This window comes from Klebsiella sp. B345, assembly GCF_051131735.1.
Classification (GTDB): Bacteria; Pseudomonadota; Gammaproteobacteria; order Enterobacterales; family Enterobacteriaceae; genus Klebsiella.
In genome coordinates, this window is record NZ_CP180443.1 from 1061534 (window position 1) to 1083011 (window position 21478).

The 21478-nt window shown below is 54.4% G+C and carries 21 protein-coding genes and 1 pseudogene; 14 read left to right on the plus strand and 8 right to left on the minus strand.

All coding sequences use genetic code 11. The features are described from left to right. Positions 1 to 34: 34 nt before the first annotated feature. The 4 genes from htpX to ACMYSO_RS04985 all read right to left on the minus strand — a co-directional run bounded on the left by htpX (position 35) and on the right by ACMYSO_RS04985 (position 4493). Positions 35 to 916 carry a protease HtpX gene (gene htpX, locus ACMYSO_RS04970; protein ID WP_434584144.1) on the minus strand — a complete coding sequence of 294 codons (882 nt, stop codon included), beginning with the start codon at positions 914 to 916 and terminating at the stop codon, positions 35 to 37. Between the two features lie 236 nt (positions 917 to 1152). After that, complete coding sequence (gene prc, locus ACMYSO_RS04975; protein WP_434584143.1) at positions 1153 to 3201, minus strand: carboxy terminal-processing peptidase; 2049 nt, start codon at positions 3199 to 3201, stop codon at positions 1153 to 1155. A 19-nt stretch (positions 3202 to 3220) separates the two neighbouring features. Next, the gene (gene proQ, locus ACMYSO_RS04980; protein ID WP_434584142.1) at positions 3221 to 3898 is read right to left on the minus strand and encodes an RNA chaperone ProQ; all 678 of its coding nucleotides are present in this window, start codon (positions 3896 to 3898) and stop codon (positions 3221 to 3223) included. 97 nt (positions 3899 to 3995) lie between these two features. Then, positions 3996 to 4493, minus strand: coding sequence for a GAF domain-containing protein (locus ACMYSO_RS04985; RefSeq protein ID WP_434584141.1), 498 nt, complete (start codon positions 4491 to 4493; stop codon positions 3996 to 3998). Positions 4494 to 4625: 132 nt separating this feature from the next. Here ACMYSO_RS04985 and yebS point away from each other — a divergent pair, with 132 nt between their 5' ends. From yebS to ACMYSO_RS05010, 5 genes are all read left to right on the plus strand, one after another. After that, the gene (gene yebS, locus ACMYSO_RS04990) at positions 4626 to 5909 is read left to right on the plus strand and encodes a membrane integrity lipid transport subunit YebS (RefSeq protein ID WP_434669559.1); all 1284 of its coding nucleotides are present in this window, start codon (positions 4626 to 4628) and stop codon (positions 5907 to 5909) included. Beyond that, a complete protein-coding gene (locus ACMYSO_RS04995; protein ID WP_434669560.1) occupies positions 5878 to 8511 on the plus strand; it encodes an MlaD family protein in 2634 nt (877 codons plus the stop codon). Before yebS ends, ACMYSO_RS04995 begins: the two co-directional genes overlap by 32 nt. A gap of 77 nt (positions 8512 to 8588) precedes the next feature. After that, a complete protein-coding gene (gene rsmF / locus ACMYSO_RS05000) occupies positions 8589 to 10022 on the plus strand; it encodes a 16S rRNA (cytosine(1407)-C(5))-methyltransferase RsmF (RefSeq protein ID WP_434669561.1) in 1434 nt (477 codons plus the stop codon). A 115-nt stretch (positions 10023 to 10137) separates the two neighbouring features. Beyond that, positions 10138 to 10377 carry a YebV family protein gene (locus tag ACMYSO_RS05005; protein ID WP_154144702.1) on the plus strand — a complete coding sequence of 80 codons (240 nt, stop codon included), beginning with the start codon at positions 10138 to 10140 and terminating at the stop codon, positions 10375 to 10377. A 93-nt stretch (positions 10378 to 10470) separates the two neighbouring features. After that, entirely contained in the window at positions 10471 to 10662 is a 192-nt protein-coding gene (locus tag ACMYSO_RS05010; RefSeq protein WP_434669562.1) for a YebW family protein, read from the plus strand. A gap of 5 nt (positions 10663 to 10667) precedes the next feature. On the opposite strand, the gene pphA is transcribed toward ACMYSO_RS05010, so the two are convergent. Then, a complete protein-coding gene (pphA, locus tag ACMYSO_RS05015) occupies positions 10668 to 11312 on the minus strand; it encodes a protein-serine/threonine phosphatase (RefSeq protein WP_434669563.1) in 645 nt (214 codons plus the stop codon). Between the two features lie 141 nt (positions 11313 to 11453). On the opposite strand from pphA, the gene ACMYSO_RS05020 reads away from it, so the two are divergent. The 7 genes and pseudogenes from ACMYSO_RS05020 to ACMYSO_RS05050 all read left to right on the plus strand — a co-directional run bounded on the left by ACMYSO_RS05020 (position 11454) and on the right by ACMYSO_RS05050 (position 18383). Then, positions 11454 to 12425, plus strand: a complete 972-nt coding sequence (locus ACMYSO_RS05020) for a VirK/YbjX family protein (RefSeq protein ID WP_434670741.1) — start codon at positions 11454 to 11456, stop codon at positions 12423 to 12425. 118 nt (positions 12426 to 12543) lie between these two features. Then, positions 12544 to 12687, plus strand: a complete 144-nt coding sequence (locus ACMYSO_RS05025) for an Ecr family regulatory small membrane protein (protein WP_148060384.1) — start codon at positions 12544 to 12546, stop codon at positions 12685 to 12687. Positions 12688 to 13200: 513 nt separating this feature from the next. Continuing rightward, positions 13201 to 13770, plus strand: a complete 570-nt coding sequence (locus ACMYSO_RS05030; protein WP_434669565.1) for a Csu type fimbrial protein — start codon at positions 13201 to 13203, stop codon at positions 13768 to 13770. 21 nt (positions 13771 to 13791) lie between these two features. Continuing rightward, on the plus strand, positions 13792 to 14307 hold the full coding sequence (locus ACMYSO_RS05035; RefSeq protein ID WP_434670742.1) for a Csu type fimbrial protein: 516 nt from the start codon (positions 13792 to 13794) through the stop codon (positions 14305 to 14307). An 18-nt stretch (positions 14308 to 14325) separates the two neighbouring features. Next, positions 14326 to 15090 carry a fimbrial biogenesis chaperone gene (locus ACMYSO_RS05040; protein ID WP_434669566.1) on the plus strand — a complete coding sequence of 255 codons (765 nt, stop codon included), beginning with the start codon at positions 14326 to 14328 and terminating at the stop codon, positions 15088 to 15090. 2 nt (positions 15091 to 15092) lie between these two features. Continuing rightward, positions 15093 to 17415 (plus strand): annotated as a pseudogene (locus ACMYSO_RS05045) (fimbria/pilus outer membrane usher protein). Positions 17416 to 17429: 14 nt separating this feature from the next. Further along, positions 17430 to 18383 carry a Csu type fimbrial protein gene (locus ACMYSO_RS05050; RefSeq protein WP_434669568.1) on the plus strand — a complete coding sequence of 318 codons (954 nt, stop codon included), beginning with the start codon at positions 17430 to 17432 and terminating at the stop codon, positions 18381 to 18383. Between the two features lie 392 nt (positions 18384 to 18775). On the opposite strand, the gene ACMYSO_RS05055 is transcribed toward ACMYSO_RS05050, so the two are convergent. From ACMYSO_RS05055 to yobA, 3 genes are read right to left on the minus strand one after another with little or no spacing between them, the layout of a single operon-like run. Beyond that, positions 18776 to 19114, minus strand: coding sequence for a YebY family protein (locus ACMYSO_RS05055; protein ID WP_154144700.1), 339 nt, complete (start codon positions 19112 to 19114; stop codon positions 18776 to 18778). A 16-nt stretch (positions 19115 to 19130) separates the two neighbouring features. Then, a complete protein-coding gene (copD, locus tag ACMYSO_RS05060) occupies positions 19131 to 20000 on the minus strand; it encodes a copper homeostasis membrane protein CopD (RefSeq protein WP_434669569.1) in 870 nt (289 codons plus the stop codon). Between the two features lie 3 nt (positions 20001 to 20003). Beyond that, positions 20004 to 20378 carry a CopC domain-containing protein YobA gene (gene yobA, locus ACMYSO_RS05065; RefSeq protein WP_174508039.1) on the minus strand — a complete coding sequence of 125 codons (375 nt, stop codon included), beginning with the start codon at positions 20376 to 20378 and terminating at the stop codon, positions 20004 to 20006. A 127-nt stretch (positions 20379 to 20505) separates the two neighbouring features. On the opposite strand from yobA, the gene ACMYSO_RS05070 reads away from it, so the two are divergent. Next, a complete protein-coding gene (locus ACMYSO_RS05070; protein ID WP_123754895.1) occupies positions 20506 to 20736 on the plus strand; it encodes a DNA polymerase III subunit theta in 231 nt (76 codons plus the stop codon). 78 nt (positions 20737 to 20814) lie between these two features. Next, positions 20815 to 21474, plus strand: coding sequence for an exodeoxyribonuclease X (gene exoX, locus ACMYSO_RS05075; RefSeq protein WP_434669571.1), 660 nt, complete (start codon positions 20815 to 20817; stop codon positions 21472 to 21474). Positions 21475 to 21478 lie beyond the last annotated feature (4 nt).

Genomic DNA, 21478 nt, shown 5'->3' on the forward strand with positions numbered 1-21478 from the left:
CCGGAGGCCGCGTTTTTTGCCTGCAAGTACCGCGTTACTTCAGGTATTCACCGCTACGCAGCGCTTCGATACGCTTATCCAACGGCGGGTGAGTCATAAACAGTTCGCTCATTGACTTCGCTTTACCGTTAATGCAGAACGCCATCATGCTGCTGGCTTCCTGCGGCTCGTAGCTGGTTTTCAGACGCTGCAGCGCCGCAATCATTTTCTCACGACCGACCAGTTTCGCAGACCCGGCATCGGCGTGGAATTCACGATGACGCGAGAACCACATGGTAATAATGCTCGCCAGTATGCCAAAGACCAGCTCCAGCACCGTAGCCACTGCAAAGTAAATCAGTGGGTTACCGTTACTACTTTCGCTGTCATCACGGTTGCCGCCAAGGAACCCGGCCGCAATCTGCGCGATAACACGCGAGATAAAGATAACGAAGGTGTTCACCACCCCCTGAATCAGGGTCATGGTGACCATGTCACCGTTGGCAATGTGGCTGATTTCGTGAGCAATAACGGCTTCAGCTTCGTCACGGCTCATGTTCTGCAGCAGTCCGGTACTTACGGCCACCAGAGACGCATCACGGCGCGCACCGGTCGCGAAGGCGTTGATATCCGGCGCATGGTAAATAGCCACCTGCGGCATTCCGATACCCGCCTGCTGCGCTTGCTGCGCAACGGTATTCATCAGCCAGCGTTCGGTTTCGTTACGCGGCTGCTCAATCACTTCCCCACCCACTGATTTCAGCGCCATCCATTTCGACATCATCAGCGAAACGATCGAGCCACCAAAACCAAAAAGCAGCGCCATGATCAGTAATCCGGTCATGCTGCTCGACTGAATTCCCGTCAGGCTTAGCACCAGCCCGAACACAACCATAACTGCCAGGTTGGTCATCAGGAAAAGCGCGATTCGCATCATAATTTTCTTTTAACCTCGATTTAACAAAACGCACTATGCGATTACCCATATCGTATGGGTAGTAGGCTAATTTTCAACTATCAACCCCTGCTAAGTCACGAGAAAAACACAACTTTACATTTTGTCGCACTGTTCTGACACCAGCATCGCTTGTTGACATTTTGTATATTCGAAGAGGGAATAACCGGTGGGACGCAGAAAAGAAAACGGGCACATGATTTGTGCCCGTTGGGTACTTATTTCGCTACCGGTGGCTCTACCGCCGGCTGCGCTTTCTCAAGATGCGCAAGATCGATCGCAATGTGGACCGTTTCATCGAGATACGGATCCGGCTCCTGGTAATCTTTTGGCAGATCGTCCAGTTTCTTCAGCGCCGGCTTGCCTTCACGCTTCAGACGGTCATTGATCCGCGCCAGGCGGGTCGCATCGTCTTCTTCGTTCTCTTTCTCACGCTGGGCGTAATTCAGAGAGACGATATAACGCTTATCTTTCATTGCGTTATAGCGGGCAATATCCTTCATGATGTACTGGAATTCCGGATCTTTGGCAATGCGTGCATCATGCAGCTTCAGCAGCTCAGGGTCGAAAGGCTGCAAATCACCGGATTTCACATAGGTCGCGGCATTAACGCTATCCCACGGCAGCGCGTTATCTTCATACTGCTCGCCGGTTTCACGATCTTCGGTACCGGTTGGCATCATGATGTCCGGCGTCACACCTTTACGCTGAGTACTGCCGCCGTTGATGCGGTAGAACTTCTGGATGGTGTACTGTACCGAACCCAGCGCAGGCCAGTCAGGACGCAGCATCTGATCGTAAATACGGTTCAGAGAGCGATACTGCTGAACGGTGCCTTTGCCGAAGGTCGGCTCGCCCACAATCAGCCCGCGGCCATAATCCTGCATAGCGGCGGCGAAAATTTCAGACGCAGAAGCACTGAAACGGTCAACCAATACCACCAACGGACCTTTGTAATAAACCACGCCATCAGTGTCGCTGTCTTCGCGCACTTTGCCGTTGTTATCACGAACCTGTACGACCGGCCCTGACGGGATGAACAGACCAGAAAGCGAAACCGCTTCGGTCAGTGCCCCACCGCCATTGCTGCGCAGGTCGATAACCACACTGCTGACGTTCTGCTTCTCCAGCTTTTGCAGCTGAACTTTAACATCGTCCGTCAGGCCAACGTAGAAGCCAGGAATGTCCAGCACGCCGACTTTTTCTTTACCGACGGTTTTCACCGACATTTTCACCGCACGGTCTTCAAGGCGAATCCGCTCACGGGTTAACGTCACGATGCGGGTTTTAGCGCCCTTGCCGGCCGGCAGAACCTCAAGGCGAACCTTGCTGCCCTTCGGCCCTTTAATCAGGGCAACCACATCATCCAGACGCCAGCCGATGACATCGACCATGCCTTTACCAGACTGGCCAACACCAACAATACGATCGCCAACGCTAATTGACTTGCTCTTCGCTGCTGGGCCACCGGCCACCAGCGAGTTGATCACCGTATAGTCGTCGTCCATCTGCAAGACCGCACCGATCCCCTCTAACGACAGGCTCATTTCGGTGTTGAACTGCTCAGTATTACGCGGTGACAGATAGTTCGTGTGCGGATCGATTTCACGAGCAAATGCGGTCATCACCAGCGAGAACACATCTTCGCTATTGGACTGCGCCAGGCGGCGAATTGCAAATTTATAACGGCGCGTTAAAGTCTCGCGGATCTCTTTGTCATCTTTGCCAGTGAGCTTCAGGCTCAGCTGGTCAAACTTCACCTTGGCGTCCCACAGCGCATTCAGCTCGGCTTCGTCTTTCGGCCAGGGCGATTTGCTACGGTCAAGATTAAAGTTATCGTTACCGGTGAAGTCCATCGGACGTTCCAGCACCTTCAGTGCGTACTGGTAGCGCTCAAAACGACGCTTCTGTCCCAGGTTATACAGGTCGTAGAAAACGTCCAGCTTTCCGGTGCGCAGTTCATCGCCGATTTGATTTTTCTTTGCCGAAAACTGAGCAATATCACTGGCTAACAGCACGTTGTGGCTGTAGTCCAGCAGGTTCAGATAACGATCGAAAATTTTTGCCGAGAAGGCGTTGTCGAGATCAAACTGCCGGTAGTGAGAACGCGTAAAGCGGGAAGTGACACGTTCACTCACCGTCGCGTGCTGCGGCTCTTCTTTCAGCACCGGAATTTGATCGACTCGGGTAATATCGTCCACGGCGAACGCATGGCCTGCTATTGCTAGCAGGCCCGCAAGCGCGGTGAGCTTAAAGAGTTTGTTCATGCCTGGCCCGGCCTCCGTTTCAGAACACCAGGTGTTCTGCGCGTACAATCATTGACAAACCAGAAGTCAGCTGTACACGAACGCCATCTTTGGTGATTTCCAGAACGGTGGCGTCCATCGCGTTGTTGCCTGCTTTCACTTTCAGCGCCTGACCTACGCTTAACGCGGTCAGATCTGAGACTGGAGTCAGGCGCGGCTCTTCACGCGGTGCTTTCGCAACGGCAGGACGCGGCTTACGCTGTTCAGTGCCTTCTTTGCGGCGAACCTGAGGACGTGGCTTACGCTCACGACGCGCACCATCCTCCTGCTGACCTGCAGCAGCGGCGGCTTCGCGCTTTTTAGCCTGCTGGCTTGCGCGCTGCGCCTGGACGCGAGCTTTTGCTTCTTCGAGCTGCTGACGGGCATGAGCAACATGCTGCTCTTCCAGTTCACCACACGGGTTACCATCGAGGTCAACGCGGATAGCGCCTGGCTTCACGCCGTACAGATAACGCCAGCTCGAAGTATAAAGACGTAAAGCGGCACGAAGTTGGGTTTTACTGAGATTCATCTCCCCCCCAACACGCTCAACAAGATCCTGAAAAATACCGACTTTCAGGGGACGAGCTTCGCCTTCAGCGCTGAAGCACTGAGGGAAACGTTCGGCCAGAAACGCGATAACTTCTTTACTGCTATTCAACTTAGGTTGATTTTCCATGAAATTTCCTGATTACAACGGACGTAGCCAACAAGCCGCAGGCATGAACAGGCGACATTATAATGACGCCATCGCTAAATGCTACGTTATCCGTTGATTATCCTGCGACGCGGGCAAATATTTTTTGGTAGTCGGTCGCAGAAATGAGTTTTTCCAGATGCGCGACGAGTTCTGCCAGCCCCTGCTCATCTTCAGCGGTGAAGCGGGCATACGCGGTACTGTCGATATCCAGAACGCCAATAATTTGGTTGTTCACCTGCAAAGGAAAAACGATTTCCGAATTGCTGGCGGCATCACAGGCAATGTGCCCGTCGAAGGCATGGACATCTTCCACGCGCTGTACGCGGTTTTGCGCAACAGCTGCACCGCAAACCCCACGTCCGACCGGGATCCGCACGCACGCCAGCTTGCCCTGGAATGGGCCCAACACCAGCGTATCGTCTTCAAGCAGGTAGAAGCCTGCCCAGTTGACCTCAGTCAGACGCTCAAACAACAGCGCGCTGGTATTAGAGATCATCGCCAGAAAACTGGTTTCACCTGCCATTAATGCCTGAAAGTCACGGTTAAGATCCGCGTAAAATTCTGTTTTGTTCATTATGTAATCACTTAGTTGTCTTACTGCCAAATACGTACAGCCTAATAAAATAAGCATTAAATGCGTTCAGGCTCAAGATGAATTCAATCCTGGGTTAAGATAGTGAGATACATTCATCCCTGTACGTAATAAATGCCACTAAAAACACAACCGCTGACACCAGCGAAAAAAATGATCGTGCATGCAGTCAGCAGTCCACTGCCGCAGGCGCATTATCACCGCTGCCCACAGTGCGATATCCTGTTCCGCCTGCCGGTGCTTAAGCGCCATCAGAGCGCGTGGTGTCCGCGCTGCAATGCGAAGATCCGCGATGGCCGCGACTGGTCTCTCACTCGTCTGGGCTGTATGGCTATCACCATGCTGCTGCTGATGCCTTTCGCCTGGACTGAGCCGCTGCTGCGCCTGCATCTGCTCGGCGTGCGCATCGACGCTAACGTTTTACAGGGCATCTGGCAAATGACCGGCCAGGGCGATCCGCTCACCGCTGCGATGGTGCTGTTCTGCGCCATTGGCGCTCCGGCAATCCTGGTCATCGCCATCGCCTACCTGTGGTTGGGAAACGTGCTGGGCATGAATCTCCGGCCGGTATTGCTGATGCTGGAAAAGCTCAAAGAGTGGGTGATGCTGGATATTTATCTGGTCGGCATTGGCGTGGCATCCATCAAGGTGCAGGACTATGCGTTTCTGCAGCCAGGCGTCGGGCTTGTGGCCTTCATTTCACTGACCTTGCTCAGCATTCTGACGATCATTCATATGAATGTGGAAGAGCTCTGGGAACGCTTTTACCCCCAGCGGCCCGCCCTGCGTCCCGACCCGGCGCTGCAGGTGTGTACCGGCTGTCATCACACCGGTTTTCGTGATGCTCGCGGGCGCTGTCGGCGTTGTCATACGCCGTTGCACCATCGGCGGCCGCAAAGTCTGCAGCGCAGCTGGGCCGGGCTGATTGCTTCCGTGGTCTTTCTGCTACCCGCAAACCTGCTGCCGATATCGGTCATCTACGTGAACGGCGCGCGGCAGAATGATACGATTCTGTCCGGCATCATGTCGCTGGCAAACAGTAATGTGGCGATCGCCGCAGTGGTGTTTATCGCCAGTATTCTGGTGCCATTTACCAAAGTTATTGTGTTGTTTACGCTGCTGGTCAGCATACAATTCAAGTGCGAGCAGGGTCTGCGCACCCGCATCCTGCTGCTCAGGCTGATTACCTGGATTGGCCGGTGGTCAATGTTAGATCTGTTTGTTATCTCATTAACCATGTCACTGATTAATCGCGACCAACTCCTCGCTTTTACGATGGGGCCCGCTGCGGTATATTTCGGCGCCGCAGTAATATTAACTATCCTTGCTGTTGAATGGCTGGACAGCCGCTTACTTTGGGACGCACATGAGTCAGGAAACGCCGGCTTCACCGACTGAAGCCAGAATTAAAACCAAACGTCGCATCTCACCTTTCTGGCTGCTGCCGGTGATTGCGCTGATGATCGCCAGCTGGCTCATCTGGACCAGCTATAACGATCGCGGAACCACCATTACGATTGATTTCCAGTCGGCCAACGGCATTGTTCCGGGGCGCACCCCTATCCGCTATCAAGGGGTAGAAGTTGGCACCGTTGAAAATATTTCGTTAAGCAAAGACCTAAGCAAAATCGAAGTGTCCGCCAGTGTTAAAGGTGACATGAAAGGGGCGCTGCGGCAGGACACTCAGTTCTGGCTGGTGACGCCAAAAGCCTCTCTGGCCGGCGTTTCTGGCCTTGATGCCCTGGTTGGCGGTAATTATATCGGCATGATGCCGGGTAAAGGTGAAGCCCAGGATCATTTCGTCGCCCTCGATACCCAGCCGAAATACCGTATCAGCAACGGCGAGCTGATGATTCATCTGCAGGCGCCTGACCTCGGTTCGCTGACCAGCGGCTCGCTGGTCTATTTCCGCAAAATTCCGGTGGGCCGGGTGTACGACTTTGCGCTCAATGATAACAATCAAGGCGTCAACATCGATGTGCTGATCGAGCGTCGCTTCACCAATCTGGTGAAAAAAGACAGCCGTTTCTGGAATGTCTCTGGTATTAAGGCAGACGTTGGCCTGAGCGGCGCGAAGGTCCAGCTGGAAAGCCTGTCAGCAATGGTGAATGGTGCCATCGCTTTTGACTCCCCTGCCAGCTCCCAAACCGCACCGCAAAATGCCGAGTACGAGTTATACGAAGATTTGGCCCACAGCCAGCGCGGAGTGCTGGTGACCCTTGACCTGCCAGGCGGCGAAGGCCTGAAAGCCGGTTCTACGCCACTGATGTATCAGGGGCTGGAAGTCGGGCAACTGACCAAACTCAACCTCGCTCCCGGCAGTAAAGTCACCGGTGAGATGACGGTCGACCCGAGCGTGGTGACCCTGCTGCGGGATAAAACGCTTATTCAGATGAAAAAACCTAAGATTTCGCTGGATAACCCAAGCCTGAGCGCCCTGCTGACCGGCAATACCTTTGAACTGGTGCCCGGCGAAGGGGAAACCCGCAATCATTTCGTGGTACTGCCGGCAGACAAAGCGCTGCTTGAAGAGCCGGATGTTGCCACCCTCACCCTGACGGCGGCGGAAAGCTATGGCATTGATGCCGGGCAACCGCTGGTGCTGCACGGCGTCAAAGTGGGCCAGGTTCTTGAACGCAAGCTCACGGCCAAAGGCGTCACCTTCCAGGTGGCGATTACCCCCGAGTATCGCGATCTGGTCCGCGGCGACAGTAAGTTTGTCGTCAACAGCCGGCTGGATGTCAAAGTTGGTCTGGACGGCATCAAAGTTCTGGGCGCCAGCGCCAGCGAGTGGGTCGATGGCGGCATCCGTATTATTCCTGGTGATAAAGGGGCGATTCAGTCCAGCTATCCCCTGTATGCCAATATGGAAAAAGCGGAAGAGAATAGCCTCAGTGACGTCCCCACCACCACCCTGAGCCTGACGGCGGAGACTTTACCGGATGTGCAGGAAGGCTCGGTCGTGCTGTACCGTAAATTTGCCGTCGGCGAGATTATCTCCGTCAAACCGCGACGCAATGCCTTTGATATCGACCTGCATATCAAGCCGGAATACCGCCACCTGCTGACCAGCAACAGCGTCTTCTGGGCGGAGGGCGGAGCTAAGGTGCAGCTCGACGGCAACGGTCTGACCGTACAGGCATCTCCGCTGTCCCGCGCCCTGCGAGGCGCTATCAGCTTTGACGAACTCAGCGGCAACAGCGCCAGCGCCCGGGTGGACAATAAACGCATTCTCTATGCATCAGAAACTGCCGCGCGCGCCGTCGGCGGGCAGATTACATTGCATGCGTTTGACGCCGGCAAAATCTCTGAAGGGATGCCGATTCGCTACCTCGGGATTAACATCGGCCAGATTCAAACCCTGAATCTGATTACCGCGAAAAACGAAGTGCAGGCGAAAGCGGTACTCTACCCGGAATACGTCAACACCTTCGCCCGCGCCGGGACGCGTTTCTCGGTGATCACGCCGCAAATTTCGGCGGCCGGCGTTGAACATCTGGATACCATTTTCCAGCCTTATATCAACGTCGAACCGGGCCGCGGCTCACCGCGTCGTGATTTTGAGATTCAGGAAACGACCATCAGCGACTCGCGCTATATCGACGGGCTGAGCATCGTGGTTGAAGTGCCGGAAGCCGGTTCACTGGATATCGGTACGCCGGTGCTGTTCCGTGGGCTTGAAGTCGGGACCGTCACCAGCCTGACGCTCGGCTCCATGTCGGATCGGGTGATGGTCAAAATGCGCATCAGTAAACGCTACCAGTACCTGGTGCGCAACAATTCGGTATTCTGGCTCTCTTCCGGCTATAACTTCGACTTTGGCCTGATTGGCGGCGTGGTGAAAACCGGGACGTTCAACCAGTTCATTCGTGGCGGCATCTCCTTTGCGACACCGCCTGGCACGCCGCTGGCGCCGAAGGCTCAGGATGGTAAGCACTTCCTGCTGCTGGAGAGCGAGCCAAAAGAGTGGCGCGAATGGGGCACCGCCCTGCCGCAGTAATCAACCTGACGCTCCGGTGTCCCCCGCCGGAGCGTTTATGCTAAACTGCGCACCCTTTTTTCTTGTGGTGCGCAGCAGTGGCTCATAACGCAGTCTATTTTCCCGAACAATTCCTCGCCCAAATGCGTGACGCTATGCCCACGCATCTCTCCTTCGATGATTTTATCGCCGCCTGCCAGCGCCCGCTGCGCCGCAGCCTGCGTGTCAACACGCTGAAAATCACCGTTGCCGATTTTCTGCAACTGGTCGCCCCTTACGGTTGGCTGCTGACGCCGATCCCGTGGTGCGAAGAAGGCTTTTGGATCGAACGGGACGACGAAGACGCCTTGCCGCTGGGCAGCACCGCCGAGCACCTGGGCGGCCTGTTTTATATTCAGGAAGCCAGCTCCATGCTGCCGGTTGCCGCGCTGTTTGCCGATGGCGAGATGCCGCAGCGGGTGATGGATGTCGCCGCCGCGCCGGGGTCGAAAACCACCCAGATCGCTGCCCGCATGGGCAACGAAGGTGGGATCCTGGCCAATGAATTTTCCGCCAGCCGGGTGAAGGTTCTGCATGCCAATATCAGCCGCTGTGGCATCAGCAACGTGGCGCTGACCCACTTTGACGGCCGGGTATTTGGTGCCGCGCTGCCGGAGTGTTTCGATGCTATCCTGCTCGACGCCCCCTGCTCCGGCGAAGGGGTGGTGCGTAAAGATCCTGACGCCTTAAAAAACTGGTCGCCAGAAAGCAACCAGCAGATCGCCGACACTCAGCGCGAGTTGATCGACAGCGCCTTTCACGCGCTACGCCCAGGCGGTACGCTGGTTTACTCCACCTGCACCCTCAACCAGCAGGAAAACGAAGCCGTCGTACAGTGGCTGCTAGCGCGTTACCCCGAGGCGGTTGAAGTGCTACCGCTTGGCGGACTGTTCCCGCAGGCCGCAGAGGCCTTAACCACCGAGGGTTTTCTCCACGTCTTTCCGCAAATTTTCGACTGCGAAGGCTTCTTTGTCGCCAGACTGCGTAAAACCGCCGCCATTGAACCGCTGCCGGCTCCCGGCTATAAAGTCGGCAAATTTCCATTCTCACCGTTGAAAGGCCGGGAAAGTGCCGCCGTTACCGCTGCCGCCTCCGTCGTCGGCCTGCACTGGGACGACAGCCATAGCCTGTGGCAGCGCGATAAAGAAATCTGGTTATTCCCGAAAGCGCTGGAGTCGTTGATCGGCCAGGTCCGTTTTTCACGCATTGGCCTGCGTCTGGCAGAGACCCACAACAAGGGATATCGCTGGCAGCATGAAGCGGTGATCGCTCTGGCCGCGCCGGACGCCCCTTTCGAACTGACCCAGGCGGAAGCCGAAGAGTGGTACCGGGGCCGCGATGTTTACCCCGAGACGCCACCGCGCCAGGATGAAGTCATCGTGACTTTCCAGGGCGCCACCCTGGGGCTGGCGAAAAAAGTGGGTTCGCGGCTGAAAAACAGCTATCCGCGCGAACTGGTGCGCGACGGGAAACTTTTTGCCGGTCTGGTGTGATCGCGTGCAAAAAAATCGCATTTTTTGACTGGCGATTTACGCCCCATTGTCTACGCTGAAAAATGTCGGCCTTAACTGGTCGTACCACAATTCAGCAGATCAATGGGGTGAGTGTATGAGTAAAACCAGCATACGTATCGGCGCGTTTGAGATAGACGATGCCGAACTGCACGGTGAACAGCAGGGCGAGCGAACGTTAAGTATTCCTTGTAAATCCGATCCGGATTTATGCATGCAGCTGGATGGCTGGGACACAGAAACCAGCGTACCCGCGATTCTTGATGGTCAACATTCCGTACTCTACCGTAAGCATTACGATCAACAATCCGATGCCTGGGTCATGCGCGTAGCCTGATTCAAAAAGAACCCGTCGCCTGAGACGGGTTATTTATCCCCGCCGCTTCTGAACTACCCTATACTGATTAACAAACCCGGACATGAGGCCAGGATGTTTGCCTTAGTTTTGTTTATTTGTTACCTGGATGGTGGTTGCGAGGATATTGTCGTAGACGTTTACGATAACGAACCCCGGTGCCTGGTCGCCATGGACGATCAGCGAATACGCCACGGTGGCTGCTTCCCCGTCGAGGATTTTGTCGATAGTTTCTGGCTACCCGCCAGTGAATACAGCGATTTTTAAGTCTCTTATTGCAGCTGCACCAACGTCAGCTCGCCGCCAAATACCGCCCCGGTATCGATGTAATGCTGATTATCGCTGTCATAGCGCTGCTGCAACGGCGTATGGCCGAACCAGAAATGATCCGCCCCATCAATCGCACCATGCCGCCCGGCAAGATGATCGGTGAGACGCTGGCGGTTCCACAATACCTGCTGTTCATCCACCGGTTGTAGCCACCGGTACCGCTGCGCCGGATAGTCGGCGTGGGCTACAATATGCCGCGTCGATCCACAATTTAGCTCGACGATCGACGGCAGTTGCCGACAACATGAGAAAAGCCCATCGATCTGCTGGCGCTCGGCACGCGAACTCGCCTGATACCACTGACCGCCGTTCATCATCCACAGCATTTGCTCTCCCTGCGCTTGAGCATCCAGCGCCATCTGTTCATGATTTCCCCGCACCGCAAGAAACCAACGGCAGCGCAGCAGTCCCAGACATTTCGCGCTTTGCGGCCCGCGATCGATCAGGTCCCCCACCGAGATCAGAAGATCCTGATAAGGGTCGAATTTTACATGACGCAGCCGGGCCATCAGCAGGGAAAAGCAGCCGTGCAGATCGCCCACCACCCAGATATAGCGCCAGGATGAACCATCAATACGCTGATACATATTTTATCCTCCCGATACACTTATCATTAATTATCGTTCGCGAACCCGTCGCCAGCCACCTCAATCAAATTTAAACGAAACACGAATTTAGTCTTCCGGGATATTAATATCGCCGCGGGCAGCCTTTAAAATAGAGGCTAAATAACGACGAGGTATTTTATCGTGACGGACAATAGCCTGCACTCAGTCTACACCCAACAGCCATCCACAAATTTGATTGCCGATCTGGTGATGGGCAGAGTTATTCCCGCTCCGATTTGGCGCAAGCGGCAATATCGATTTAAGTTTTTGCTGCGTACGCTTTTATTTTATACCCCGACCCGGAAAATGTTAGATAGCCTTTCGCTACGTCCTGATTTTAATCAGCTGCTTGCCGCACAGGTGACGCTACCAGGGAAAGTCCATCGCCAGTATCTGACCCGGGGTTTCAACGCTCACCAGCGCGCTCAGGCGATAATCAGCCACTATCAGTTTGTGGATTCGCTCTCCGGCACGCCGCTGGCCGCCGCTATGATCTCCGCCAAAGAGACGCCGCTGATGGAACTGCAGGGCAAAGACGACGCCCGCTTCACCCTCTCCGCTTCCTCCGCCGGTAAAGCCGAACGTGAAGGCGAAACCACGCTATGGCTGCGTGATGGCAATCAGACGCTGCTGGCCAGCGTGACGTTCAGCATCGTGCGCCAGCAGGATCGGTGGCATCTGATCATCGGTGGCCTGCAGGGACCGCGGCGCAGCGTATCCCATGAGGTGATTAAGCTCGCCACCCGCGCCTGCTACGGATTGTTCCCGAAACGCCTGCTGCTGGAGTTTATCTGGGCGCTGGCAGCCAGAAGCGATATTCAGGCAATTGATGGCGTGAGCGATAATGGCCATGTTTTCCGCGCGTTGCGCTATCGTCTGAGCAAAGGTCGTCACTTTCACGCGAGCTATGATGAATTCTGGCGCTCGATTGACGGCGTACCGACAGATGGCTGGAGCTGGCGTTTACCGCTACGGCTGGAACGAAAATCGCTGGACGAGATCGCCAGCAAAAAACGGGCAGAATATCGCCGCCGCTTTCAGCTACTCGATGATATGACGGCGCAGGTCGTCGAACTCACGTCCCATCTTTAACGGCGTGGGTCCGGTTAAAATCAAATAAACGCCGTTTTCGCAACGGCGTTTGCATCTTATAGCGTGGTTTCGTTACTATCGTACCTTCATCGTTTCCGTTCAGGTAGCCATTGAAGTTATGAGTAAAGCAGAAGCCGTGCTGTTGGCTATCCTTTTAATTATTTTGACGGCTTCCCTGTGGTTTATTTTCAGCGGTGAGATCTGGTCCCTTGTCAGTTATCTGGAGACCCAGCTGTACCCCACTTTGGTAGCGCCAGAATAAATAGTTTTCATATTACAGTTCAACCGCCTGTTTCTTGCTCCCGCCATATCATTCATTCCCGAATAAGTAAAAATGAATAAAAATGACTCACCAATATCGTTTTATTCATCCAAAACTGACTAATCGGCTAAATTTCAGATACTTCTTCACCTATGAATCATCTGGTTAGAACCTCAGGCCTTAACTAGAACCCCATTTTTGTCCAATTTTTTGTTCTGAAATTTGCACCAGATACAGGTTTTTAAAAATTTTAAGAAAGCTCGCAGTATCAAAACGGCAACGAAAGAAATAAAAACCCGCACAAGAATAAATAAACACACTAAAGCACCAATTTAAACAACGCAACCAGTATAAAAAACCATAAATCAAATACAGTTAAATATATTATATAAAATTACCCTTATCCGCTATTAGTCGTTATACGTTAAAAAATAAAAACCAGCCTTAGTGATTGGTTTAGAAGAATTCTCGTTGTGTATCTCTCTGCGGCTTTCACATTTAAAGAGGTTCGCCATGAACGTCAAAACGATGACAGGCAGCGTATTAAGTGGCTTGTTCGGCGCTATTGTTGTGACTCAATCTGCATTTGCACTCCCATTAACGACCGGTACATTAACCGGCCAGGTGGGGGTACAGCTGACTATCGGAGACGGGTGTACGGTAAAGAATGGTACCAGCGCGACTGGCATCAACAGCTGGGGCACCATTGATTTCGGCAGCTATAGCGATCTGGTCAACGCTATTGACGCCGATATGTTAGGTAGCTCTGGAACTAATGCGGTCTCAGTAACCTGCAGCGATGGTCTCAATTCAACGTTAACCCTTAATGGCGGGGAGCATAGCGGCTCAGGAACGGTAAGGAAGCTGGAGAACGCCGATGGCGATCAGATTCCCTACCGACTCTACTCGGACAGCAGCCGCCTCACTGAAGTCACGCCTGATGGCGAGATTGCCATTGTGGGCACAGGCACAGCGCAGAACATTCCGATCTATGCGCGTATTCTGCCAGTAGATCAGGGCGCTGTAACCGCACCGTCTCCAGGTTTATATCAAGATATGGTTATTGCCACCCTGACCTGGTAACGGCACGAGGAAATGGACGTCATGGTACGATCGGAGTGGTTGTTTTTTATTATGTTCGTTAGCGCAGGCGCTTGCGCTGATGTAGCTCAGAAGACCTTTAAGGTTTCGGCGCAAATTACGACAGGCTGTTTATTAGGCAGTAGCGGTGCCCCAACGGCGGATTTCGGCACCCTTAGTTTCGGGTCGATGTCATCTCTTTATAATAACGTCGATGTTGCCAGCTCCTCGGGGGCTGGCTCTATTGTCGTCGCCTGCACGCCAGGAATGGCTATCTCTATCGCCCTCGACTATGGCGTCAACGGTGGCTCAGCCACTCAGCGTTACCTGGCAAACGGTAGTGGTAATACCCTTGCCTATCAGCTCTTTCAGGATACTAACCGCTCCAACGTGTGGGGAACTAACGCCCTGGCGTACAGCGTTGCTTCATTTCCGAACACCACACAAACCTATACGGTTTATGGCCGCCTTTTTGCCACGAATGGCTTCCCGGCGCAGGGTTCGTATACCGATACCGTCACGGTCACACTGACATATTAGATAATAAGCAGGTTAAATATGATTCGCCGTAGTGTTGCCTTGTTGTTGCTCTCCTCATCGCTATTTTCTGCCGCCCATGCCGCCAGCGCCGTTCTGGTGTGGCCGATTTTTCAAACCATCAGCGATAACGAAAAAGGCTCTGAACTTTGGTTGGAAAATCGCGGTACTGCCCCGGTCAATCTGCAGTTACGGATTTTCTCCTGGGATCAAAAAGACTCTTCTGACGCCTACGCCGATCAGAGCGAGGTGGTTGCCAGCCCCCCGTTCACCACCGTGCAGCCTGGACAGCGCCAACTGGTGCGTCTGATGCGCATCGCGCCCGTCGCCAGCGGTAAAGAAAAATCGTATCGCATCGTGATTGATGAAGTTCCATCTAACCAACCGACGGTTCAGACGGAGAAAAGCTCCGCCGGGTTGAAAATGCGTATGCGTTACGTGCTGCCGCTATTTACCTATGGACAGGGTCTCTCTCCGCTGAAGCTGGAAAGCCCCGTCGAACCAGTAAGAGTCAGCCTGGGCTGGACGCTTTCAAGCCAACAGGGTCGCCAGATGCTGTGTATTAAAAATTCAGGCAACCAGCATGCGAGACTGAGTGATGTGTACTGGGCTAAAAACGCAGGTAAGCGGGAAGCCACCCAAACCCAGGGACTGCTCGGCTATGTGCTGGCGCAGCGCAATGTCTGCTTCCCTGTGGCAAGCAAAACGTCAGTATCAGGAGGCCAGCGACTGTTCGCCAAATTAACCGACAATAGCCAGGCGGTGGAAATTCCGGCCATCCATTGATTATGCGGCTCCTGGCAGGGACGGCAACGGGGGGACTGCTGGCAATCGCATCGTCGACCAGCCACGCGGCAACCTACGACAGCTTACCGGCACCGATGGCTTCATTTAGCCCGAAGCTGGAGTATGTGCTGTATCTGGGCCTGTCCGTAAATGGCAATGCTCTGGCTGGCACGGTTCCGGTAAAAGTGAGCAACGATCGCTATTGGGTTTCAGCCTCCGTGTTAAGACAGGCCTACATTCCCCTCCCGGAAGGTGAAACGCTGGTCGATGTTTCACAGATCCCTTCGGTGCAGTTCGAGTACGATCAGGCCGGGCAAATGCTCAAGCTCAAAGTTCCCGATAGCTGGTTACCGGAACAGCGGATTGATAACACCGGCGAGCAAAATTACCATCGGCCGCTCAGTACGCCAGGGCTGCTCTTCAACTATGACTCTTACAGTCTCGTCTGACAATAGCAAAGCCACCAGCACCTCAACGGAAACACGCTTTTTCGGGGCGGCAGGTACCTTTTCCAACTTCGCCGTCATCCGGCAGAACTGGTCTTCAGGGAACGCTGAACAGCAGGGCTATATCCGCTACGACACCCAGTGGAAATATAGCGATACCGAGCGAATGCTGAGCTATCAGGCTGGCGATGTGGTTAGCGATGCCCTGACCTGGAGTAGCTCTGTACGCCTTGGCGGCCTGCGTTTTGGCCGTAACTTCAGCGTTCGCCCGGATTTGGTGACCTATCCGCTGCTCAATCTGTCGGGAAGTGCGGAAGTCCCTTCAAGCGTTGATCTCTTTATCAATGGCTATAAGGCCAGCTCAACCCAGATCAACGGTGGCCCATATACCCTAACCAACGTGCCCTTCATCAGCGGTGCGGGTGAAGCAACCGTAGTGACCACCGACGCACTGGGCCGTCAGGTGACAACCAGCGTCCCCTTTTACGTCTCTAATACCCTGCTACGTGAGGGTCTGAGTGATTTTGACTTTTCTCTCGGCGCGCTACGCAATAACTACGGAATCAAAAATGCGGACTATGGCGCCGGCGCGGTCAGCGCCATCTACCGTTACGGCGTGAGCAACTGGTTAACGCTATCAACACACACGGAGGACCGCGAAGGGCTAACCAATGCGGGCATCGGTAGTGATATTAGCGTCGGGACGTTAGGAACCTTAAGTCTTTCTGCGAGCGCCAGCCAGGGAGAGGGAAAAGGTAACCAGTTAACCTCTGGCTATTCCTATTACAGCAGTATTTGGGGGGTGAACTATCAGCATATTCAGCGCAGCGCCGACTTCGATAATCTCAGCAGCTATCGTTCGACCGCAACCCTCAGCCGCCAGTCGGATCAAGCGACCTTAAGTTTAAGTCCGTGGGGTCGAGTGCTGGGATCATTCAGCCTGGGCTACTTCGATATCCAGGCACAGGACGATAGCCGTACACGCCTGATGAACCTGTCATGGAGCCGGGGATTGTGGAAAAACAGCAGTGTGAATATCAGCGTTAACCACGATCTGCAGGCCAATACTTATTCCAGCATGCTGCAGCTGATTATCCCGTTGGATGACCTGGGTAGTATACAAACCAGCGGACAACGTTCCAGCTCAGGCGAGTGGGGACAAAACATCGCCTACAACCGCTCAGCACCGGTAGAGGGCGGATTCGGCTGGAATCTCGCCCATTCCATCAGCGGTGATAATTATAGCCAGGCCGATCTGACGTGGGTCAATAAGCTAGCAACCTTAAGCGGCGGTTATTACGGCTCACGCGACGATCGTCACGGCTGGTTTGAGGCCGCGGGCTCGGTGGTGCTGATGGATAACAGCCTGTTTTTCGCCCGCCGAATTAACGATGCGTTTATCGTTGTGTCGACCGATGGATACCCTGACGTCACGGTGAATTATGAAAACCGCAAAGTCGGTGCCACCGATAAGAATGGTCATCTTCTTATTCCATGGGCTACGGCGTGGTATCCGGGCAAAGTAACGCTGGATACCCTGCCCCTGCCCACGGACACCGAAGTTCCGCGGGTGGAACAGCGGATCGCCGTACGGGAGTCCAGCGGCGCGCTGGTGGAGTTCCCGGTCCGTCGGGTTCGCTCGGCCACGATCATCCTTGTCGATAGTGCCGGCCAGCCTTTAGCGCTCGGTACTCCGGTTGAGGAAACCACCAGTCGTCAGGTTAGCGTAGTGGGATATGACGGGATCGTCTGGCTTTCACACCTCAACAGGGAGAATAAGCTGGTTATCAATGCCGACAAAGGCCAATGCGTTGTGCACTTCGAACTGCCAGAACAGACACCGGTCCCACAGCGGGTGGGGCCAATACGTTGCCAATGAAAAACGCGGAGACGATGTTGAAACGCATTCTGATTTTATGCACGCTGCTGTTTTTATTCAGCCCACTCGCTCGCGCAGATATAAGCTGTTCATTTCAGCTCACCAACGCGGCAAGCTTTGGCTCCGTTAGCTCATTTACCCTCGCCACTTCAACACAGCCGGTTAAATCGGCATCAGGTTTTGCCTGCTCCGGCAGCGCGCTGTCGCTACTCAGCACCAATACCATTAGCGCTAAAATCGTCTCATCAGATCATCCAAATGGCACGGTTCCGCAGATGATGAGCGCCAGCGGTACCGATTTTGTACCCTATAGCCTTTGCGCAGATGACAGCTGTTCTGAGGTTTATCCAATCGGCTATGTCAAAACCTGGACTATCACCTCACTTATCGGGCTGCTGGGGTTATTCAACGCCAGCGATGGTTCGCTGCCCATTTTTCTGAAAATTCCGGCAGGACTCAATATGCCCGCCGGAACCTATACCGACAATATCAACATTTTGTGGGATTACAGAATTTGCGTCTCCGGTATCATCACCTGTAACTACGCCACCGGCCATCAACAGGTAGTTCTTAACGTGACGCTGAAAGTGACGAACTACTGTTTCCTTGATAGCGCGCCGGATGTCGCCTTTGTGCCCGCCTCCCTGCCTTCCAGTTTTTCCGACCTGAGCGGCAAATTTTCGGTTCGCTGTACTAAGAACGCGGCCTTTACCGTTAACCTGACCAGCACCAACCCCACCAGCGGAGGCTGGCGCCAGCTGATGGCGACCATAAATCAGAACAGTTATGCATTGCAGTATCAGTTCTATCAACTGTCGGGCAGCGCATGGACCCAGAGCAACGACCTTAACGTGAGCGGTACCGGCACCGCTCAGGATGTAAACTACACGCTAAAGATTAATCCAGCCCAAACCAGCAAGCCGGCCGGAACCTATAGCGATACCGTCACCGTGACCGTCTCTTATTGAGATTTTAATACCGCGTTTTTCTGTAAAGGGAATGTTAAGGCGTTTTGGGTTGTGGTATAAGAAGGGCAGACCGCCGTGGAAAATGAAGGATTATTTGCGGTCAGATGACATAACGGTTTGATAAAAAACAGATAAAAAGAGACCGAACACGATTCCTGTATTCGGTCCAGGGAAATGGCTCTTGGGAGAGAGCCGTGCGCTAAAAGTTGGCATTAATGCAGGCTAATCGCCTTGCCTTATAAGAATAGATTACCGTGACAGGTTTTCCAGTCCGCGACAAAAGTGGTCGAATAATTCCTGACGAAATCACGGTGCCAGCAAAAAACCGCCGATCCTGACAAAGGATAACGGCGGTTTTTTTATGTGCTAATACAGCAGGATAGCTTCGGGAATCAGCAAAGTTTCTGCGCGCGTTCAATAAATGGCGCCAGACTCTTTTTTTGTCCCGGATTCTGAAGATCGTCCGCCTGGATCACCGAGATCGGCTGCCCGCTGGTTTTACCTTCCTTCACCTGCTGCTCAGCAATATCATTAAGCGGATACTGCACCAGCGTACTGGGGTTAATGGCAAACAGCGCGTTGCCCGGACGGCAGGTCAGCATCACCTCTTCGCGGGTAAATGCCCAGTTGTCTTTGCCCATCTCAAAGCGGCTGACGGTGATAATTTGCGGTGCCGCCAGCGCGACGCCAGAGCTTGCCAGTAACAACATCGTCAAAAGAGTTTTTTTCATGATTTAGCCAGTTAATTCAGTAAGGTTCCCAGGTTGCAAACAGGCTGACAGCCAACAACGCCAGTGCGCCAAGCACAATTTCTGCCTGCGTGGTGCGTACAATGAGCTGTTCCGCTCGCGATGCGCTCACCGACATACGTGGCACCAGAACATACCTGTTCACCAGCGCAATTGCCACCATCCCGGCGACCAGAGCACATTTGATCAACAACATCTGTCCCCAGAGGGTGTCGCGGATCAGTCCCCCCTGAATCAGCAGCGAATTCACCACGCCGCTGGCAATCGCCCCCGCCACTGCCAGATGCCCGTAACGCGAGAAGCGCATCATGGTGCTGATTGCCGACTGACGCCAGCGCCCTCGCGCCAGCCGCAGGCAATAGATGAACGGCAGCAAGCCGCCAAACCAGCTGGCAACACAGAACAGATGCACGGCATGATTAGTGCGTTGCAGCACGCCGCGAAGGCCCTCGCTCATTGCCGCATGCCCAACGCCCGCCATTAATATCAGTTGGCCGCAAAGCAGCACCAGCAGCAGCCGGGCCAGACGGCGCGGTCGCAGCCACACCACCGCCAGCGTGACCCAGGCCAGCAAAATTTGCCAGACCCAGACGCTGCCGAAACGAGTACCGACGACCGCCTGCCAGATAGCAGGCTGCCAGACATCCCCCCAGCCGTTCCCCATCAACCCGCCCTGCGCCATTAGCATCAGCAGGGCCGTGATGGCGCTGAGCAATAGCAGATGGCGCAGCAGCGGCAAAAAACGCTGCATCAGTAAACGACGCAGAGAGACCGGCGCCCACCACCCGCCATACAGCACGCAGCCAAAGGCCACCATCAGCGACAGGAAGTGGACAAAACGCAGGCCGATATAAATTCCCGTCAGCATCGGTTATTTCACGGTAAAGTGGTACTGCCCTTTGGTCTTGTGACCGTCAACGGACACCACATGCCAGTCGACGGTGTATGTCCCTGGCGTCAACGGTTGGGTCAAAGGAACAATCAGCTGGGTCGGGCTGCTGTCGCTGCGGGCCAGTTTTCCGGTTGCCACCGATTGCTGCTGCGGCCCGGTCAACGTTACGCCGCTAAATGACGTTTCAATACCTTCAGAAAAGTTGAGGGTCAGCGTCTCAGGAGAAGCCGCCACCGTCGAATCTGCGGCAGGGGTTTGCTGTTGCAGATGGGCGTGGGCAAAGGCCGCGGCGCTGACAAAGAAACCGGCGAGAAGAGCAGAGACACGCAGCGCGCGCCCGGCAGTGATACGCATAATCGTCATTCCTTTTCGTTATGATATGTAGCACAGAGAATAACCCTGTATAATGGCGTAGTCGAGCGGCGCGTCTGAGCCTGACGACTCGCCCGAACGCTTTACGGCATCATGAAGGAGAAACCCGTTGGAAAAAAACCTGGCAAAACTTTCGCAGGATGAGATGGACAAAGTGAATGTCGATCTTGCCGCGGCCGGCGTCGCCTTTAAAGAACGCTACAATATGCCGGTTGTCGCCGATTTAGTGGAAAGAGAGCAGCCAGCGCACCTGCGCGACTGGTTCCGCGAACGCCTGATTGCCCATCGCCTGGCCTCCGTTTCCCTGTCGCGATTGCCTTATGAACCCAAAGCAAAATAATTGCCATTCCCTGCGGACACCCTACCTGGCAAGGCCGGTGTATTCCCGTGCGCGGGTAATCATGGCCAGGAGCTGCCCATGCTACGCGTAATAGATACCGAAACCTGCGGGTTACAAGGCGGCGTTGTCGAGATCGCCTCCGTGGACATTGTCGACGGGCAGATAACCAACCCGATGAGCCACCTGGTGCGCCCCGATCGCCCGATCAGCCCACAGGCCATGGCGATCCACCACATCACCGAAGAGATGGTGGCGGACAAACCGTGGATTGAAGAGGTTCTGCCGCATTATCTCGGCAGCCCGTGGTATGTCGCCCACAACGCCAGTTTCGACCGTCGGGTCTTACCCGAAATGCACGGGGAGTGGATCTGCACCATGAAGCTGGCGCGGCGTCTGTGGCCAGGCATTAAATACAGCAATATGGGGCTGTATAAATCGCGTAAGCTTAGCGTCGCCACGCCGGCGGGGCTGCATCATCACCGCGCGCTGTACGACTGCTATATCACCGCAGCGCTGTTGCTCGATATCTTGAACGTCTCCGGTTGGCAGCCTGACGAGATGGTGACCATCACCGGCCGTCCGGCGCTCCTGACTACCTTCACGTTCGGCAAGTATCGCGGTAAAGCGGTGGCCGAAATCGCGGAAAACGATCCCGGCTATTTACGTTGGCTATTCAATAATCTGGATCGGATGAGCCCCGAGCTGCGCCTGACGCTCAAGCACTATCTCGGGGAGTAGCAGG

Coding starts and splice junctions, on each gene's coding strand:
- htpX (WP_434584144.1), bottom strand. CDS start 916: ATGATGCGAATCGCGCTTTTCCTGATGACCAACCTGGCAGTTATGGTT.
- prc (WP_434584143.1), bottom strand. CDS start 3,201: ATGAACAAACTCTTTAAGCTCACCGCGCTTGCGGGCCTGCTAGCAATA.
- proQ (WP_434584142.1), bottom strand. CDS start 3,898: ATGGAAAATCAACCTAAGTTGAATAGCAGTAAAGAAGTTATCGCGTTT.
- ACMYSO_RS04985 (WP_434584141.1), bottom strand. CDS start 4,493: ATGAACAAAACAGAATTTTACGCGGATCTTAACCGTGACTTTCAGGCA.
- yebS (WP_434669559.1), top strand. CDS start 4,626: ATGCCACTAAAAACACAACCGCTGACACCAGCGAAAAAAATGATCGTG.
- ACMYSO_RS04995 (WP_434669560.1), top strand. CDS start 5,878: ATGAGTCAGGAAACGCCGGCTTCACCGACTGAAGCCAGAATTAAAACC.
- ACMYSO_RS05005 (WP_154144702.1), top strand. CDS start 10,138: ATGAGTAAAACCAGCATACGTATCGGCGCGTTTGAGATAGACGATGCC.
- ACMYSO_RS05010 (WP_434669562.1), top strand. CDS start 10,471: ATGTTTGCCTTAGTTTTGTTTATTTGTTACCTGGATGGTGGTTGCGAG.
- pphA (WP_434669563.1), bottom strand. CDS start 11,312: ATGTATCAGCGTATTGATGGTTCATCCTGGCGCTATATCTGGGTGGTG.
- ACMYSO_RS05025 (WP_148060384.1), top strand. CDS start 12,544: ATGAGTAAAGCAGAAGCCGTGCTGTTGGCTATCCTTTTAATTATTTTG.
- ACMYSO_RS05030 (WP_434669565.1), top strand. CDS start 13,201: ATGAACGTCAAAACGATGACAGGCAGCGTATTAAGTGGCTTGTTCGGC.
- ACMYSO_RS05035 (WP_434670742.1), top strand. CDS start 13,792: ATGGTACGATCGGAGTGGTTGTTTTTTATTATGTTCGTTAGCGCAGGC.
- ACMYSO_RS05040 (WP_434669566.1), top strand. CDS start 14,326: ATGATTCGCCGTAGTGTTGCCTTGTTGTTGCTCTCCTCATCGCTATTT.
- ACMYSO_RS05050 (WP_434669568.1), top strand. CDS start 17,430: ATGTTGAAACGCATTCTGATTTTATGCACGCTGCTGTTTTTATTCAGC.
- ACMYSO_RS05055 (WP_154144700.1), bottom strand. CDS start 19,114: ATGAAAAAAACTCTTTTGACGATGTTGTTACTGGCAAGCTCTGGCGTC.
- copD (WP_434669569.1), bottom strand. CDS start 20,000: ATGCTGACGGGAATTTATATCGGCCTGCGTTTTGTCCACTTCCTGTCG.
- yobA (WP_174508039.1), bottom strand. CDS start 20,378: ATGCGTATCACTGCCGGGCGCGCGCTGCGTGTCTCTGCTCTTCTCGCC.
- exoX (WP_434669571.1), top strand. CDS start 20,815: ATGCTACGCGTAATAGATACCGAAACCTGCGGGTTACAAGGCGGCGTT.